This is a genomic window from Romboutsia lituseburensis DSM 797 (assembly GCF_900103615.1).
Lineage (GTDB): Bacteria > Bacillota > Clostridia > Peptostreptococcales > Peptostreptococcaceae > Romboutsia_F > Romboutsia_F lituseburensis.
Map to the genome: position 1 here is coordinate 63,974 of NZ_FNGW01000008.1, position 19,199 is coordinate 83,172.

Here is a 19,199-nt window from a genome sequence, read left to right on the forward strand (position 1 = left end):
TAAAAATTTTACTTTTTACTCCTTATTATTTTTAGTAGAGAGGTTAATGTAAAGACAAATATTAGCCTGCTACAATAGATGCTATAAATAGAGCCAATCCCATACCTAAAATAAACCAAAGTTGAGTAAATGAAAATCCTAATATTCCTAAAAACAAACCTATAAAACCAACTATAAACTTACTATAATTAACAGGACCATTCTTCAATATAAACACTCTCCTTTATAGGATAAAAACAGTTTTTAATGTATTTAATTAATTTTATATAAAACTAACTATTATTATATATGCATAAGATAGACTGAAAGGTTCTATAGACATAGGTTTTATAAGTGGTTACAAAAAAGTACCTAATTGAGGGGATGATTTATGTCTGATATATTAATAGACATAAACTATATAAAAAGGGAGATTAAGAGTATGTCAAAAAAAATAAAAACAAGTGAATTATAATTCACTTGTTTTTATTTTTTATTTTGTAGAAGTTATTTCAGCTGACTTTATTGTATTTTCAGGATATTCATAGATGTATCCTTTTAATTCTATATCATAATTACACAAAGGGTTTTTACACACAACATAAGATAAAAATTCATATTGATTTTCTAAGTCAGAAGAACTTTTATTAAGACTTAATTCTTTAAGTTCATCTAATCTTAGATCATATAAACAGCTATGTTCACATTTAGGACAAGTAATATTAAAGTTATGATTTATAGGAGTCTTTAAACTCATAAAAATATACCTCCGAGTTTATAATTTTAATTGTAATTTAGCATATAAATATATTTCCCTATATTAAAGTATAAAATCCATAAATAGATAAATTTAAAATTTAATATGTTACTTCAAAATAAGATTTTTCATAGTATATAGTAAATATCATTAAAAATATATTTGCGATAACAATAGGAGGAATTAAAATATGAAAATTAATTTACAAAAAATAGTTCCTAACTTTACATGTTCAGAAGATATAGATACTTTAAAATACTTCAAACAGTTTAATGTCTATGAGACAATAAATTGCAACAAAGAGATATGTAAAAATATAAATTATAAAAATCACTCATGTGAAACAGCATGTCCTAGTGAACTATTTTATAGAATGCATAAAATAGAATACACCTGTCCTAAGTTAAATGTAATATCTACAAAGATAGTAAATACAATAGAAGGCACATCTCTAGAAGGTCAAAATTTAACTGGTAAAAAACTAATAATTATAGGTGATGTAAAACTTAGCTTAATTATAATGTACTCTGATGAATGTAATAATTGTAATAAACTTATAAGAGAGGTAACTATTCCATTTAGCACATTTATTATAATACCTAAATGTTTATGTACAAACGAAATAAACTTAAAATATCTAATAGAAGATGTAAGTATAGCTCGTTTATGTAGTGATAAAATTTTGGTGAGTATTACTTTATTGATGCAATATATTGATGAATATTAAATATCTATATAAAGGTGAAAAGGTGATTTTATGAAAATAATAAACGAATGCAGAATAGATTATAAATATAGATTTTCACCACAAAGTCCTGAAATAAGAAAAACTATTTTTAGTAATATTGTATCAACCCAAGTTATAAAAGATACATTAGAAATAATCAAAAGTGTTAATAAACAATTAACATTTCCATTTGATGTATTAACGTATACTATTTTTATTTATAACATAACTAATCTAGATATAGAAAATATATTCTTTAAAGATAACATACCCCAAAATACAAGATTTATTGAAAATTCAATAACTATAAACAATATAAAATTGGAGTGTGAGAACCCACAAGTAGGATTTTTTATAGGTAATTTAGAAGGTGGAGGAATAATAAAAGTAGCATTTAAAGTATTAGTACTTCCAACATGTTTTTGTAACTTAATAGAAAATTACTCTACAATCGAATATGATTATATATACAATGTAGAGAAACCTCCTTATAGAGCAAATAAAATGAGCAATAAGGTAATAAGTAGATGTGAAAAAAGAGTATTTAAGCAAATACTAGTTGAAGAAAACATAGAAACTTGTAATGACATATGTTTTATAGAAAATTATAGATACAATTTACAAATAATTGAAACAAAACTTATAAACCAAATAAACTCTAATTTGGGTACGCTTTTGGTTATTGGAAAACTTTCATATGAAATAAATTATATATCTGATGAATGTACTAGATATATTGATGATGTATTTGGATTTTCTGCGTGCATGATAGTTCCAATAGGCATTTCTTTAGAAAGTAAGGAATATATAAAATATGATATAGAAGAACTATCTATAAACTTAATAAACTCAAATAATATATTTTTAAGTATGAGCTTATTATTATATTATTAAAAACATCGATTACACAGTGTATAATCGATGTTTTTTATTTAAACCAAGTTAAAATGGATTAGGATCTATATTTAAAACTGTTTTTTCAGGATAAGGTGTAGTTTTTGATTTAGCTGTAACTGTAAAATCGTATCTAACACCTAAAGACTGTCCAATAGGAATAGTAGCCGTAATTTTTATTACTTTAGAAGTATTAGGTGCTAAATTTGCCATTGATGATAAGTCCGCTTGATAAAGTGTATTCGCTGGAATATCTGTTATTTTAATATCATCAATATATAAGCTATAAGGAATAGCAACTTTTTGTATTATCAAAGTAAAATCATCATATCCGCCACCAGTATTTTTAAAATAATCAAGAATTACAGCAGTGTTACCTGGAGGTGTAACATAGAACGAAGTTGATTCATTTATTTTATATAATGGATCAGGTAATAAAGAAACACCAGGAGGTAAAATGCATATTAAGATATTACTTTTTTCACCTGAATATACTTTAGTAGGAGAAATATCATTATAGTATGAAACAGCTGTTGCTTGTGTGTTTATAGAAGTTCCAGATCTTAAATTAGATTGAGGTATTACTGTGAAAGTTATATATCCAGATACAGATGGACCTAATAAAGGTACTGTGATTATTATTTTTTTAGAAGTTATATTATAAGTTGCATTACATAAAACCATTGTATCTATAGAATAAAATAAAAAGTTATTATCTATAGGAATTTCTATAGTACCATTTAATAAATTAATTATACTGTTGTTTTGGAATGTTAATTTAAACTGCATTATAGAATTAGTATTTATATTTGCTGTTTGTGTATATATAGTGGATGTTGTTTTATCTGTGGCACTTAGAGCCATTACTAGATTAGGGTGATTTATGGTTATAGTTAAACTTTTACTAATAGTATTAAAACTTCCACTTTGAACCTGCTGGTATAAGCATTGGAACGTATTTGTCTGTGTTGATGTTGTGGCATTGACACTTTTATTAGCATTGCTTATTTTAGCTGTCATCACATATGAAATAGTTTGAGTAGATAATCTAGCATCAACTGTTCCTTCTGTAGGGAAGGTAATCGTATTTGATGAAACCGTAGGAGTAATAAGAGACCCGTTTCTGTAAGTCGGCCCTAAATATACTTGACCTCCACTTGGCAGTATATCTTTTCCGTATAATCCATAGGCTATTGTACCTTGAGGGACAGTAATAGTAAGGGTATAGGTTACAGATGATCCTACTTTAAACGTATCAGGGAAATTTGTCTTTGTAATACTTATAGCTAATGATGATAAAGTAACAGAAGCACTTTTATTTAAATTGCTATATTGAAAGTTGCTGGAACTTGCATTATACACTTGTGAGTAAGGATTAGTATTAGTAGCAGTAGTAGTTATACTAACTCCAGGAGCTAAGACAGAACTTATAGTTACTTTATACGTTAAAGTTAGAGATTGACCTGGTGATAACTTATTTATATAAACAACTATATTGTTACCCTGAACAGTTGGCGTATTATAGCTACCTGAGCCAGAAACATTTATACTATTTTGATCAAGTGTAAACCATGTAGAGGATAAAGTGTCATTAAGAGTAAAATCAAAAGCATCTGTTTCAGTACCAAGGTTATTTGAATTACTTATTGTAACTGTATAAGTATAAATTTCATTTGCTTGGATTGCGCTTTTATTAGGGCCAGATACAGATTTTGTCAATGATAAGTTAGGAGTACCTATATTAATAGTTACTTGTGAACGGTTACTATAAGCATATCCGTAGGTATTTATCCCTTTTAATTTCATTAAATTTGAATTTTGGGATGACGAACCGAGAAGAGCTATAGGAACCTTGAAGTTAATAGTGCCTGATGATAGTCCTGGTAAATCACCATAGTAAAAATCTACTCCATGAGGACTAATTAATTGTGGTGGATTAATAGGTGTAATACCTGTATATAAATAATTTAAGTTATTTATAGGATCTGCTGATAAAGGGAAAAAATCATCTATATAAACTTGTTTTTGTATGGCCTTTAATGTAGATGCATTGTAAGTTAGTGTATATTCAGCCAAATCTCCTGGAGCTAAAGCATTTATTGATTTAGGTGTTCCATCTTTGTAATATCCTTTTATAAATTGTTTAGTTATAGTTCCAACACCTATACTAGAACTTACACTAGCGTTATCTGTAACTTGAGTTAGTGGTCCTATAAGTGTTCCTAAAATATCGGTAGTAGCTAAAAATGGATCAGAAGCAACTACAGGTAAATTTAAAGATTGACTATCTTTTTTGTATCTATAATAACTATCAACTTTAGCATTTATAGTAATTGTTTTTGTGGAATTTTGAGTAGCTAAAGAAAAATTATAAGTTAGGTAATAGCCTTGAAGCGTTGGGTCATCTACAACTGAAGTTGGTGTAGAGGAGCTAGATATATAAAATATTCCATCGGGTAAAAAATAGTGAACTACTATATCTTGAATATTATAGTATTGTCCTACTTTATATACATAAGTGTAAGTAAAGCTTGTTTGAACATCTATTGTAGATTTACTTGTAGACGTAGTGATAATTAAATCCATAGCAGCAAAACTAGTACTACTGTCTGAATTTGATGTAATCAAAGGATCAGCTGATGACATATTAATTAGCATATTTAAAATAGTTCCATGTACTATGAAGTTACCTTGATTGTTATTATACTTATTCCATATAGCATAATTAAATGTTAATGTTGTATTACTACTTATAGAGAGATTGATATTACCATAATAAATTTGAGTATAAATTTTACCATTAATATTTACTGTGCTTATAGTAGGGGAAGTAAACTTAGAAGCATCCGTGCCGGATACTGTAATATTTCCAATGTATCTTATACCATCTTCTAATAATATTGATATATTTACAGCAGAGGTTGAAATTGAGTTGTTAGAAAATTTACAAGTAGCTGTATTCACCTGAGTATAATCATTTAAAGAAAGTGAAGTCCCAGCGCCTTTTAAAACTTTACCAGCAGTTGTTATAGTACTAGTAAATCGAACCGTTACATAAGTCATAGAGATTTGCTGTGTAATTACTTCATTTCCTATATCATAAATTCCTCTAGGCATTGTGTCTACTTGACATCCTACACTTATTCCAGAAAAATTATATCCAAATGGAATAGTGCTTCCATTTTTAAACTTGGTATTGCACTTTATTGTAATACTAAATTTAAAGTTTATTTCCAGAGGTGCAAGATCTTTTAGATTTACCCATGAATAAGTAATACTGTTATCTGCATTAGTTACACTAGATGTTTGAGGAATAGTAGATGTTGAAAGTACTAATCCATCAGGTAATGTTAAGGTAATTCCTAAATTATATAATCTTTGGATAGAACTTAGATTTTTAATACTTATATCAAAAGAAGAAGTATTTCCTATTATAATAGGTATATTCTGAGTTTTATCGATGCTCATAGTTAATATGCTAGAGGGCATAGTATCACTCCTTAAAAGTTTATTGATACATTATATTAAAATAATTTATATTGTGTTACGTCTAGATTAGACAAATTTTTTATACTAATAAAAATTTAGGAACCAAAAAAAAATATTTTACTATTATATATTAAGGCCTTTTAATCAAAGACCGAGAATTGTTAAATTTAATAAATAGGAGGAAATAACGTGGCACTAACACAGCGTTTCTCAGCAATTGATAAAGCAATTTTAGTAGCTACCGGAAACAGTTTAGTAGTATGCGGTAGCACAACTGCCCCTGCAGTGAATACTTCTGATATTATAAAAATAGATGGAACAACGACTAGAGATTGGACTGAATCAGGTAGTACAGCTAATTTAAATATATTAGCAAATAGTACAATTCTTTATGCTGAACTTGTATGGTATTCTACAGTATACAGTAATGTATCAGGGGCTTTAGACCTTAGAAGTATACAAGACAATCCGATAACATTTACCACTTCAAAAGGAAATTTTCAAATAACCCCTCAATATTCAGAAAGTTATACTGGACTATCAGGAACTATAGATAGATACAGGGCAGCTGATGTAACAAGCTATATTCAATCTGCTTTATCAGGAAGCTATACAGTATCAAATGTTCCTATAAGTGTACCTAGTACAGGGCTAAGTAATTCAAGAGCTGGATGGTCACTATCAGTTATATATAGAAATAATGCATTTAAACCTCAAAAGGTTATTTATAACTCGGGTATATCTGTAGCAACACCAAATACACCACTACAAACGACTTTAACAGGATTTACAACTTCATCAGACCAATCAAGCTTAAAAGGTAACGTATTTTTGGCTTGTGCTAATGGCGGTCCTATAGATGGCATAGAAACTGTAATGGCAGGTCCATCATTTGCTCAACTTAGTAATATTGGTAATGTTGTAAATAGTCCGAATCCTAATCCAGGAACATCACCAAACAACCCAGGGAATAATTTCTTCTCAGGGGCAATAAATGTAGCAGATCCGTTAAATTCTAGCAATGGTCTTTTAAATATAAACGGTACTAATGGAAATAATAATAATGATGGATTCGTACCTACCCAAAAGTTAGGTGCAAGGAATAAATGGGATATAACAAATGTAGATATATCTAACACATTAGTTACAAATCAAACATTGCTAGCAGGTCAAATTACTGAAGGTCAGACAGGTGATGGGGTTCAGCTAGTAGCTCTAGGAGCTCAAGTTTTAGCGAAGGCTCCAAATATAATAGCAACATTAGATTCTTATGATATAGATGGTGACAATGAGTACAATGTAGAAGTAGGAGAGCCATTAGTTTATGCTATTCATATAAAAAATGATGGAGATGTACCAGCAAACAATGTAATAGCATCAGCAGCACTAAATTCATCTACTACATTTGTACCTGGTTCAGTTACGATAAATGGAGTATCAAATCCTACAGCTGATATACAAAATGGAATAAATACTGGAACAATTGCTGCAAAAGGTATTGTAACTGTATTATTTACAGTAATGGTAAACTCAGTACCATCTGGAGGATTAATGTACCAATCAGTAAATTATAATTATCAGTTTGTTTCAGGATTAGACACTATTACAAACTACGGTCAAACTAACACTGTAGAAGTTATAGTACAGGATGGAAAGCTTAAAATAATAAAATCAGCATCAAAAACTACAATGAATATAAATGATATTGTAGACTATACAATAAACATAACTAACATTGGAACAGAAATCGCTAAGAATTTATTCTTCCAAGATAAAATAGATCCAAGTTCTTCATTTGTATCTGGAACTGTAGTTATAGATGGAACAGCTTATCTTGATTATGATCCTGTAGCAGGATTTTCTTTACCTGATTTACCTGTTGGAGGTAGCACTCAAATAGTATTTAAGTTTAAAGTTAATTCATTGCCTGCATCAACAAAAGTAAATAATATAAGCTGTATAACATTTTCATATATATTCAATCAATATGGATATTCTAGAGAAAAAACAACGTTTAGTAATTCTACAGTTATACAAGTTCAATATATAGATATAATAGGTGAAAGATGTAATAACAATAATTATCCAAATGTAGGGGATACAGTAACTTACACTTTAAGCTTAACTAATATTGGGAATGAGCCAGCACCAGATATTCAAGTAATAGAGCCGCCAATACCTGGAGCTACATTTGTAAGTGGAAGTGTCAAAATCAATGGAACTATAAAGCCAACTTTAAATCCATTTGATGGATTTATACTACCAGATCCTATAGGTCCTCAACAAACTACAAATGTAGAATATAAAGTTTTAGTCAATAGTATTAACCCTGCTGACTTGATAGAAAATATAGCTCAAGTTCCATTTAAATATCAAATATCACCAGGTGGGACTGTTATAGAATCAGAAAAAGATTCTAATAAGGTTGATACAGTTGCAAACTATGTATGTATGAATGTTACTAAGTGTGTAGATAAACAATATGCTGAGATAGGAAATACGTTATACTACAAAATAGAAATAAGTAATAGTGGTAATATTAATGCTATAAATACGGTATTTTTAGATACGATACAACCAGAAGCATCATTTGTACCAGGATCAGTAGCTATTAACGGTATCTCATATCCATCATATGACCCAAATCAAGGGTTCACATTGGGAACTATATGCTATGGAGATATAATAGAAGTTACATTCCAAGCAAAAGTTAATACTCTTCCAAATCCAAATATAATATACAATAAATCTAACTTAGTATATAGCTATAAGCCAGATCCTAATGGAAGTACTTTGACAAATACTATATATAGTAATACAGTTCAAACAACTATAAATAAAGCTCAATATACAGTAGTTAAAAGTGTAGATAAAACATATGCACAAGTAGGAGATGCACTTGTTTATACAACAACTATACAAAATACAGGAACAGTACCTTTAACTAATATGAAGTTTGTAGATTTTTTAGGCATATATCTAGAGTTCTATCAAGGTAGCTTATATATAAATGGTATAAATTATCCTAACCTTACACCAAATATACAATTCCCTATAGATGATATGCAACCTGGAGAGACAACAACTATAGTATTTGGAGCTACAATAAAAGATAATCCACCAGTTGGATATATACCAAATACGTCAGAAGTAACAATGACATATAAACAAAGTCCTGATAGCCCAGTAATAACTAAAACCATATACTCTAATACAGTAATAACATATGACCCATATGCACAAATAAATTTAGTAAAAACTGCAGATAAATCATATGCAGCAGTTGGAGAGACTTTAACTTATTCATTTACAGCTACGAATACAGGAAATACAGCAGCAATTAATACATTATTTGCTGATATAATACAATCAGAAGCATCATTTGTACCAGGATCTGTATTAGTAAATGGAGTAAGTAAACCAGATTATAATCCACAGACAGGATTTACGCTAGGTACAATGCAAATGGGCCAGGTAGTAACTATAGAGTTTAAAGTAACTGTAAATTCGTTACCAGTTCCTAACACTATTAAAAATAACGCAACAATATCATTTATCTACTATGTAGATCCTACTCAACAGCCAGTAACTAAGACATCAACAAGTAACACAGTAACAACAGTCATCAATAGTTATTCAGCTACCTTAACAAAATCAGTAGATAAAATGTATGCTACAATAGGTGATGTATTACATTATACAGTGACAGCAACTAATACAGGTACAATACCTCTAACAAATGTTAATTTTAAAGATATAATACAAAATGGAGCTACATTTGTATCAGGTTCGGTAGTAGTAGATGGAACAAGCTATCCAAACTATAATCCTAATACAGGCTTTACTATAAGTAATGTATTACCAGGTGGAAATGTTGTTGTAATGTTTAGTGCAACAGTAACTAGTGTTCCAGTTCCGCCAAAAATTGATAATACAGCTAATATTACCTTCAAGTATCAATTAAGTCCAACTTCACCTTATATAGATGGTAGTCTAACAAGTAATACAGTAACCACTAATATAAACAAAATGGCGGTTACTAATACAAAGAGTGTAAACAAGGCTTATGCAACTGTAGGAGATACTTTAACTTATACTTCAGTAATAGCTAATAATGGTAACGTAAATATATCAAATACTCAATTTATAGATACTGTTCCAGAACATACAACATTTGTAGCAGGAACGGTCAAAATAGATGGAACATCTTACTCAGATTATGATCCTAATTTAGGTTTCACAGTAGGAGTAATAACTCCAGGATCACATGTAACAGTTACTTTTGATGTAACAGTAGATAGTGTACCAAGCAATGGATATATAACAAATACATCTATCTTAAACTATCAATATAAGATAGACCCAAATGGCCCATATATATTAGGTAGTTCGACAAGTAACACTGTTACAACTTATATAAACTTAGGTGATTTAACAGTAACTAAATCAGCTGATAGAAGTGTAGTTAGATTAACTAATGTAATCACTTATAGTTTTGTAATAAATAATACTGGTAATACAGTTTTAAAAAATCTATTATTTAAAGATACGATTCAATCTGAATCTTCATTTAATACAGGTACAGTTTATGTAAATGGTATAAATAAACCAAATTATAATCCTAATACAGGATTTAGTTTAGATGATATACCTGTAGGTCAACAGGCTGTAGTTAGTTTCCAAGTAACAGCTAACACATTACCAACTGATAATAAATTACTAAATAAAGCAGATGTAACATATTCATATTATGTTGATCCTAATGGAAACCCTACAACTAAAACTAAAACATCTAATACAACTACAGTTTATGTTTATGACACTATAGTATCTGCTAATAAATCTGTAGATAAAACATTAGCTAAAATAGGAGATACATTAAACTTTACTATTACTATAAAGAATGAAGGAAATACTTCTGCACAACATGTATTCTTTGAAGATATATTAGATTCTCATATATCGTTTGTACCAGATTCTGTATATATAAATCAAGTTCAAATGCAAGGCTATAATCCAAATACAGGATTTGATTTAGATGATATTATAGCAGGAGCAACTACAACTGTAAGTTTTGCAGCTACAATATTAAGCAGACCAAGTGATAATATAATATACAACTATGCAACTATTGCTTATGATTATACTGTAGGTCAAGAAATAATAACTGCAGCTATAAATACAAATACAACTCAAACATATGTTGCAGCAGGTGAATTAACAGTTAATAAATCAGTAGATAAGTTATATGCAACAGTAGGAGATAATATAGCGTATACAGTAGTAGTAAAAAATACTGGATCAGTAAATGCCACTAATATAACTTTCAAAGATTTAATACCACAATCAACATCATTCAACACAGGTACAGTGGCAATTGACGGAACACCACAGCCAACATTTAATCCAAATACAGGATTTGCTTTAAGCGACTTAATACCAAACCAATATCATACAATAACATTTAGTATTCATGTTGATTCATTACCTCAAAGCGAAAAAGTAGAAAATACAGCAGATATAACTTTCACTTATAAATTAACTCCAACAGATAATCCTGTAACTATAACAACTAATTCAAATACTGTAACTACTATTATAAAAATAGGAATTTTAACAGCAACTAAATTAGTAGATAAAGCATATGCAACTATAGGAGATACTTTAAATTATACAATAAATATAATAAATTCAGGAAATGCTAACTGTTTTGATGTATTCTTTAGAGATATAGTACAATCAAATGCTAGTTTTATAGCAGGATCAGTAAAAATCAATGGAGTAACTTATGTTGATTATGATCCAAATACAGGATTTAATTTAAATGATATAACTGGATATGGTAATTCTACAGTAACATTTGCAGTAAAAGTTTTAACATTACCGACAGATTACACTATATATAACCATGCAACAGGAAGTTATAAGTATTATGTAGATCCAGCTAATCAACCAGTTGTTAAGGAAGGTACAACTAATACTGTAACTACAATAATAAATGTAGGTTCATTAACAGCTACTAAATCAGTTAGCAAAGCGTATGCTACAATAGATGATGTATTAACTTATACAGTAAATGTTGTAAATACAGGAAATACACTTGCTAAAAATGTAAACTTTAGAGACGTTATACCAAATGGATTGACTTTTGTAAATGGATCAGTAACTATAAATGGTGTAAATTATCCAACTTATGATCCTTATTCAAGTTTCTCTTTAGGAAATATAGTATCTGGAGATACAGTAATTGTAAAATTCAATGCTGCAGTAACTTCATTACCAGTACCATCACTAGTAAGCAATACTGCAAATCTATCATTTGTATATCGTATAGATCCAAATGGATCAGATATACCTGCTCAAGTTAATTCAAATACAGTAACTACACAAATTAATGTAGGATCAATATCTCTTAATAAGAGTGTAGACAAATCATACGCTACAATGGGAGATACATTGACTTATACAGTTGTTGTTACAAACAATGGAAATGTAAGAGCTGATAATGTAATATTTACAGATAGTTTACAAACTGATGTAACATTTAATGAGGGATCTGTAAAAGTAAATGGAACAACATATCCAGACTATAATCCAAATTTAGGATTTAGTTTAGGAAATATAGATCCATTAGATCATGTAACAGTAGTGTTTACAGTTAATATAATAGATTCTCCAACTCATCAATCAGTATTAAACTATGCAGTAGGAACATTCTCTTATAAGGTAGATCCAAATGGTCAATATTATAGTAAATCAACTCAATCAAATACAGTATCAACTATAATAGTAATGCCTAAATTAACAGCAACTAAAACAGTAGATAAAATGTATGCAACATTACAAGATATCTTAAGTTACGGTATTTTGATTAAAAATGATGGTAATACAACTATATCACAACTATTCTTTACAGACTTCTTATCAAATGGTGCAGTATTTAAATCAGGAACTGTAATAATAGATGGTGTAAGTTACCCAAATTATGACCCAATACAAGGATTTAACTTACCAAATAATCTTATAGCTGGAAATACTTGTTTAGTACAATTCCAAGCTACAGTAGCTACACTTCCATCACCACCACAGATAACAAACTATGCTGTATCAAATGGGTTATATCGTATAGACCCTCAAGGTTCAACATATCCGATAACTGCAACATCAAACACAGTAACTACTAATATAAATGTTGGTAGCTTATCAAACACAAAAACAGTAGATAAAATGTATGCTAAAGTTAATGATACAGTAACGTATACTTCAACAATAATAAATACAGGTAATGTAAATGCAACTAGTTTATTCTTTACAGATATATTACAATCTGCTTTAACTTATATATCAGGAACTGTAAGTATAAATGGTATAGTATATCCAGCATTAGATCCAACTGTTGGATTTGAATTATCTAATTTAGCACCAGGTCAAACTGTTACTGTTGCATTTAATGCAAAGATAAACTCATTACCAACACCAGCATATGTAACAAATAATTCTAATATTCAGTTTAGTTATAAGATAGATCCTAGTGGAGCTGTAATAACTAAAGATCAATTGAGTAATACAGTAACAACAAATGTAGTATTAGGTAAAATAACAGTTGTTAAGTCTGTAGATAAGCCAATAGCTACTATAGGAGATGAATTAACTTATACAGTTACTTTAACTAACGTAGGAAATGTTATAGATAGTAAAGTATTCTTCCAGGATACACCATCAACTGGTGTAACATTTAAACCAGGAAGTGTAAAAGTTAATAATGTAAGTCAGCCGACTTATAATCCAACTGTTGGATTTAGTTTAGGAGATATAGGTATAGGTAATGTGGTAACAGTATCATTTGTTGTAACTGTTGTATCCGTTCCTTCAACTAATCAAGTAACAAACCAAGCAGTTATAACATTTGAGTATGTAGTAGATCCAAAACAGCCACCATATAGTGATACAACTTATTCAAATACTGTAACAACTAACATTGCATATGGTAGTTTAAATGTAACTAAGTCTGTAAATAAAAAATACGCAACTATAGGAGAACAACTAACGTATACTGTTACAATAGTCAATACAGGTAACATTGATGCTACTAATGTTGTATTTTTAGATCAAACACCTCATAATTCAGTATTTGTATTAGGTTCAGTAACTATAAATGGAGTATCATATCCAGACTATAACCCATCTGCTGGATTTAATTTAAATACAATGACACCAGGTCAAATTATAACAGTAGTTTATAAAGTTCAAGTTGTAGATTTATGCTAGAGTTAAAATAAGCTATTAGAAAAGAGATCCCTTAATATTTTAAGGGATCTTTTACATATATTCGGAGATATATAAATTTGATTATACTCAAAATACGTTTATAAAGATAACTCTATAGGATATATTAAAAAGTAATATCATGGATATGATATAATGTACAAAATGGTATAGAGTATAAACTAATTTATTTTGGAGGATAGATATGGATAAAAAATTTTTTGATTATTATGATTCACCAGTTGGTATTTTAGAGATATGCACAACAGAAAATGAGTTGATTTCAGTTTTATACGTAGATGAAAGAAAAAAATCTTCAGAACATCCTCAGATTTTGAAAGAGGTTATAAAACAATTAGATGAATACTTTACAGGATCTAGAAAGGATTTTGATATAAAGTTCAAACTAAAAGGAACTGAATTTCAAAAGAAGGTATGGACTGCCTTAACTGACATACCATATGGTGAAACTGTTTCATATAAAAATATTGCTACTAAAATAGGAAATGAAAAAGCAGTAAGAGCAGTAGGAAGTGCTAATGGAAAAAATATTATAAATATAATTGTTCCTTGTCATCGAGTAATTGGAGCTAATAAAAGTTTAACTGGATATGGTGGCGGACTTCATAGAAAATCATGGCTTTTAAAACACGAGGGAAGTATAGAATAATTAAATAAATTAGGAGAAGCTTAAAGTATGAGTTTAGCTATAAAAAACATTGATGAAAGTAATAGAGAAGAAATCCTAAAGTTAAAAGTATCTAAATCACAAGAGAGTTTTATAGAAACTATAAAAGAATGTTTAGATGAAGCAAGTGAAGACTCAAAATGGAGAACGGTTGGAGTATATGATAAAGACACAGCAGTTGGTTTTGCTATGTATGCTTTATTTTTAGATGAAGGTAAAAATGGACGAGTATGGCTAGACAGATTTTTAATCTCACAAGAACATCAAGGCAAAGGCTATGGTGAGAATGGTATTAAGCTTTTAATAAAACAATTATACGATGAATATGGATATAAAAAAATATATTTAAGCGTATATGATATAAATAAAAAAGCTATAGCTTTATATAAAAAAATAGGATTTGATTTTAATGGAGAAGTAGATTTAAAAGGTGAAAAAGTAATGGTTATAAATTTAGATAATACGGATAATTAAAAATACATATGTTTATATATGTATTTTTTTGATTATATTATTAATCAATTCAATTGAATGAGTATATCTTAATTTGAATTTCATGATATAATAAATAAAATTGTAAGATATTGAATTAATATGAGGTGATCTAATGAATATAGAAAAATTTGAAAGTTATCAAGAACAAATACAAAGGACAAGAAGTTTTAATGAAACAGAGCTTGCTAATTATACATTGGGATTAGTTTGTGAAGCTGGAGAATTTGGCGATTTGATAAAAAAGCACCTATTCCATGGTCATGAATTAGATGAAGAAAAAGTAAAATCTGAATTAGGAGATGTGCTTTGGTATCTAGGAAATATATGTAATATACTAGATATAAAATTAGAAGATATTGCATCTGGAAATATTCAAAAACTAAAAAATAGATATCCAAATGGATTTTCTGAGCAAGACAGCATAAATAGAGCAGAGTAAAAAATAAAGGATTTATTGCATCAATAAGGAATAAGGTTATAGATAAGTAGATTATTTTAATAATGGAGGTATTTAATTTATGAAAGTAACATTACCACAAACAGCTATTGAAGTGTTAAAAGGAATATTAAATGAAAATGAAGATAAACCTAAAAATATAAGAGTTTATTTTGCAGGATTTGGATGTAGTGGGGCATTTTTCGCGGTAGCTTTAGATGAAAAAAAAGATACTGATTTAGAATATGAAACAAATGGATTAAAGTTTATAATGGATAAGGCTGAGTATGAAGAATATGGAGATATTACTATAGATGACACAGGACATGGTTTCTTAATTAGTGTAGAAAATATGCCTAAAGGTGGCTGCAGCTGTGATGGAGGTTGTACAGGGTGCGATAATTAAAACAATATGATAAAGTTTATTAAGAATACTTAGTTTTATACTAGTATTCTTTTATTTTGTTTAAAATAAGTATACAAAACTCTACGGTACGTTTATTGAATACTTTTACTAATTAGTTTAAATTAATATAAAGAGGTGATAACAATGGACTGTAATAAAATTGGTAAATTAATATTAGAACTTAGAAAAGAAAAGGATATGACACAAAAACAAATTGCAGACTTATTAAATATTAGTGATAAAACCATAAGTAAATGGGAAAGAGGTCTAGGATGCCCAGATATTTCTTTACTTCCAGAATTATCACAAGTACTAGGTGTGAGTATTGATGGAATTTTATCAGGTGAAATAAATTTAAATGAATTAGTAGGAGGAAATATGAATAAATTAAAATTTTATGTATGTCCACAGTGTAATAATTTAGTTACATCTACAGGAGATGTTGGAATTACATGCTGTGGTAAAAAATTAGATGCTTTAGTAGCTAAAAAATCAGATGAAAAGCATATACTTAATATTGAACCAGTAGAGGATGAACTATATGTAACATCTGAACATGAAATGAAAAAGGAACACTATATTTCATTTGCGGCATATGTCAAAGGTGATAGAGCATTTATAGTAAAACAATATCCAGAATGGAACTTACAATTTAGATTTAAAAAGCAAGGTCATGGTAAGCTATATTACTATTGCACAGAACACGGTTTATTTTATACTATAATATAATGATAAAATACTATAAATGTATGCATTTATAGTATTTTTTTGTTTTTTTATATCAAAAAATTAAATATAAGTTGGAATATTAAAAAATTTAATTATATCTATATACAAGTATTAAAATGGAGTTTAAAATATACTTATTGGAAAAATTGCGATTTTAAGTTACTGATATTTATAAAAGAGTCGTAAAATCAACTTTAAAGTGTTAGGTGATTATAATGAACAAGAAAAAAATAGCAATTTTTACTACAATTATTTATGTAATTGTTTTGGGGAGTGGATTATATTTATATAGTTGGTTTGCTGGAAACAAAGTTGATGAAATTGAAAAATTATTAGTATCACTAATATCACAAATTATGGCTGTAATATGTATAGTATATATAGTTAATAAGCATTATGGCTGGAAAAACGTAGGTTTTAGAAGAATAAAATTAAAAAATACAATATGGTTTTTTCCATACATAGCGATATTAGTACCCATGGTTTGGGAATTTTTAATAAACACTTTTAAAAATGCTGCATCATTTAGTGCTTCTACATGGGCAGGATTGTTTATTACATTTTTAGGTGCTTTATCAGTAGGTTTTTCAGAAGAAGTTATATTTAGAGGCATATATTTAGAGAGTTTTAAATCAGATAAAACAGTTATTAAAGCAATGATAATAAGTTATTTAGGATTTTCGGTTTTTCATATCGTAAATTTATTTTTAGGAAATTCATTTGCACAGGTATTTATAACAATTATAGTTTCAAGTCTATTAGGATTCTCATTTATTGCATTAGCTATTAAATTAGAAAGTATATGGTTAAATATAATTTTTCATACAACTTGGAATTTTATCTTGATTTCATCTCAGACATTAAACTTTTCGGTTTCTAAGACATCAGGTCTCATAAGTGAAGTAAATATTTTAGTAGGGAGTATTTTATGGCTTATGATAATAAAAAAAGAAAAAACAAAAACAAAAACAAAAAACAAAAAAACTACAGTGTAAGGGGACTGTAGTTTTTTATTTGGGGGAGATAGGTTTACTTTTTTCCGTTCATATTTTGAGTATGGTCCAATTATATATTTTATATACAAGAATTATAAAAAATTATAGTTAAATATTAATATAATTGGGTATTTATTAAAATAGTGTAGTACTTTAGCTCAAATAGTTAGCTAAGCATAAGATTTGATTTTATAGTTTTTGGCTGGATGATTATATTTAATTTAAATATATACCATTCAGTCACTTTTTTTAATTTGAATTTTTAAGATTAGTATATTATTTTATATTTTGATTAAGATAGAAAATAATCATAGAAATAAATAATAAATGTTAATAGCAAATATATATAGATTAGATTACTTACTATAAAATAAAATTTATTATAAAAATAAAATTTAAAAAAAATTATTTTTGCATGTATGAAAAATAATATAAACATATAATAAAAAAATTTTATAAAAAATAAAATTTATAATATAGATTATTTTGTAGAAATATAATATATTTAAATAGTCATCGATAGGAACGGACACAGACAGTTATATATAGACAGCAAGTATCGACAAACAAAAGACATAATTGATAGTCATAAAAAAGAGGAGATATCAGAACTCCTCTTCCCTAAACAACAACAAATAATAAGGATATATTATCTACCCCCTTGCAGATAATATTAAATTCCAACCCCAATTAAAAAGACTGTTGCGGAAGCAGTCTTTATTTTTTTTCTTAAATTAAAATTTTGGCGGTGTAACTGAAAACATAATTTTAGCACATTTCTCAGATGTATTAACCCATTTATGATTCATGTTAGGTAATATTCTTACACTATCTCCACTTTGTAGATTAATAATTTCAGTATCTAAATGTAAATCAACACATCCATCTAATATTACAGCAACTTCTTCCCCTTCATGATTCATAAGTTCATTAGACGTAGACGCATTTATTGGGAGTTCTAAAAGCATACTTTGAATAACACCATTAGAGCTAGGTGATAAAAGTTCATATGATAAATTGTTATTCTCAGGAAACGTAAGTTTAACTCTATTTTCTTTTCTGATAACTAAATTATCGCTACATTTATCTTCTTTAAAAAAGTTATATAAAGGTATATCAAGACCCTTAGAAATCATTTTTAAAGTATTTATAGATGGATTAGATAAACCACGCTCTATCTGACTAAGTAGAGAAGATGTAACTCCTACTATTTCAGATAGTTCTTTTATAGATAAATTTTTTTTATTTCTATATTCATAAATTTTTTCACCAATATTTATGTCATGCATTAAGATACCTCCGGATATAATAAGTATTGTTTAACATTTACATTATAGCA

Annotated in this window: 13 protein-coding genes; 9 read left to right on the forward strand and 4 right to left on the reverse strand. The window is 28.2% G+C overall.

Annotation, left to right across the window (positions count from 1 at the left end):
• Positions 1 to 61 precede the first annotated feature (61 nt).
• A complete protein-coding gene (locus BLP75_RS18195; RefSeq protein ID WP_170139049.1) occupies positions 62 to 208 on the reverse strand; it encodes a hypothetical protein in 147 nt (48 codons plus the stop codon).
• Positions 209 to 472: 264 nt separating this feature from the next.
• Positions 473 to 736 carry a hypothetical protein gene (locus BLP75_RS14075; protein ID WP_092727177.1) on the reverse strand — a complete coding sequence of 88 codons (264 nt, stop codon included), beginning with the start codon at positions 734 to 736 and terminating at the stop codon, positions 473 to 475.
• Between the two features lie 190 nt (positions 737 to 926).
• Here BLP75_RS14075 and BLP75_RS14080 point away from each other — a divergent pair, with 190 nt between their 5' ends.
• The gene (locus BLP75_RS14080) at positions 927 to 1,463 is read left to right on the forward strand and encodes an SPOCS domain-containing protein (protein ID WP_092727178.1); all 537 of its coding nucleotides are present in this window, start codon (positions 927 to 929) and stop codon (positions 1,461 to 1,463) included.
• A gap of 30 nt (positions 1,464 to 1,493) precedes the next feature.
• Positions 1,494 to 2,357, forward strand: a complete 864-nt coding sequence (locus tag BLP75_RS14085; RefSeq protein ID WP_092727179.1) for a DUF11 domain-containing protein — start codon at positions 1,494 to 1,496, stop codon at positions 2,355 to 2,357.
• A gap of 48 nt (positions 2,358 to 2,405) precedes the next feature.
• On the opposite strand, the gene BLP75_RS14090 is transcribed toward BLP75_RS14085, so the two are convergent.
• Positions 2,406 to 5,846, reverse strand: a complete 3,441-nt coding sequence (locus BLP75_RS14090; RefSeq protein ID WP_092727180.1) for an isopeptide-forming domain-containing fimbrial protein — start codon at positions 5,844 to 5,846, stop codon at positions 2,406 to 2,408.
• A gap of 189 nt (positions 5,847 to 6,035) precedes the next feature.
• Between BLP75_RS14090 and BLP75_RS14095 the strand changes: the two genes are divergently transcribed.
• From BLP75_RS14095 to BLP75_RS14125, 7 genes are all read left to right on the forward strand, one after another.
• Positions 6,036 to 14,114, forward strand: a complete 8,079-nt coding sequence (locus BLP75_RS14095; RefSeq protein WP_092727181.1) for a DUF7507 domain-containing protein — start codon at positions 6,036 to 6,038, stop codon at positions 14,112 to 14,114.
• A 202-nt stretch (positions 14,115 to 14,316) separates the two neighbouring features.
• Complete coding sequence (locus BLP75_RS14100; RefSeq protein WP_092727182.1) at positions 14,317 to 14,781, forward strand: methylated-DNA--[protein]-cysteine S-methyltransferase; 465 nt, start codon at positions 14,317 to 14,319, stop codon at positions 14,779 to 14,781.
• Positions 14,782 to 14,808: 27 nt separating this feature from the next.
• Positions 14,809 to 15,273 (forward strand): GNAT family N-acetyltransferase, encoded by a 465-nt coding sequence (locus BLP75_RS14105; RefSeq protein WP_092727183.1) that lies wholly within the window; start codon positions 14,809 to 14,811, stop codon positions 15,271 to 15,273.
• 133 nt (positions 15,274 to 15,406) lie between these two features.
• Positions 15,407 to 15,733: a nucleoside triphosphate pyrophosphohydrolase family protein gene (locus BLP75_RS14110; protein ID WP_092727184.1), complete on the forward strand. Its 327-nt coding sequence runs from the start codon at positions 15,407 to 15,409 to the stop codon at positions 15,731 to 15,733.
• A gap of 79 nt (positions 15,734 to 15,812) precedes the next feature.
• Entirely contained in the window at positions 15,813 to 16,136 is a 324-nt protein-coding gene (locus tag BLP75_RS14115; RefSeq protein ID WP_092727185.1) for an iron-sulfur cluster biosynthesis family protein, read from the forward strand.
• 144 nt (positions 16,137 to 16,280) lie between these two features.
• Positions 16,281 to 16,865, forward strand: coding sequence for a helix-turn-helix domain-containing protein (locus BLP75_RS14120; RefSeq protein WP_092727186.1), 585 nt, complete (start codon positions 16,281 to 16,283; stop codon positions 16,863 to 16,865).
• A gap of 215 nt (positions 16,866 to 17,080) precedes the next feature.
• On the forward strand, positions 17,081 to 17,860 hold the full coding sequence (locus BLP75_RS14125) for a CPBP family intramembrane glutamic endopeptidase (RefSeq protein WP_092727187.1): 780 nt from the start codon (positions 17,081 to 17,083) through the stop codon (positions 17,858 to 17,860).
• A 734-nt stretch (positions 17,861 to 18,594) separates the two neighbouring features.
• On the opposite strand, the gene BLP75_RS14130 is transcribed toward BLP75_RS14125, so the two are convergent.
• Positions 18,595 to 19,149 (reverse strand): helix-turn-helix domain-containing protein, encoded by a 555-nt coding sequence (locus BLP75_RS14130; protein ID WP_092727188.1) that lies wholly within the window; start codon positions 19,147 to 19,149, stop codon positions 18,595 to 18,597.
• Positions 19,150 to 19,199: the final 50 nt, after the last annotated feature.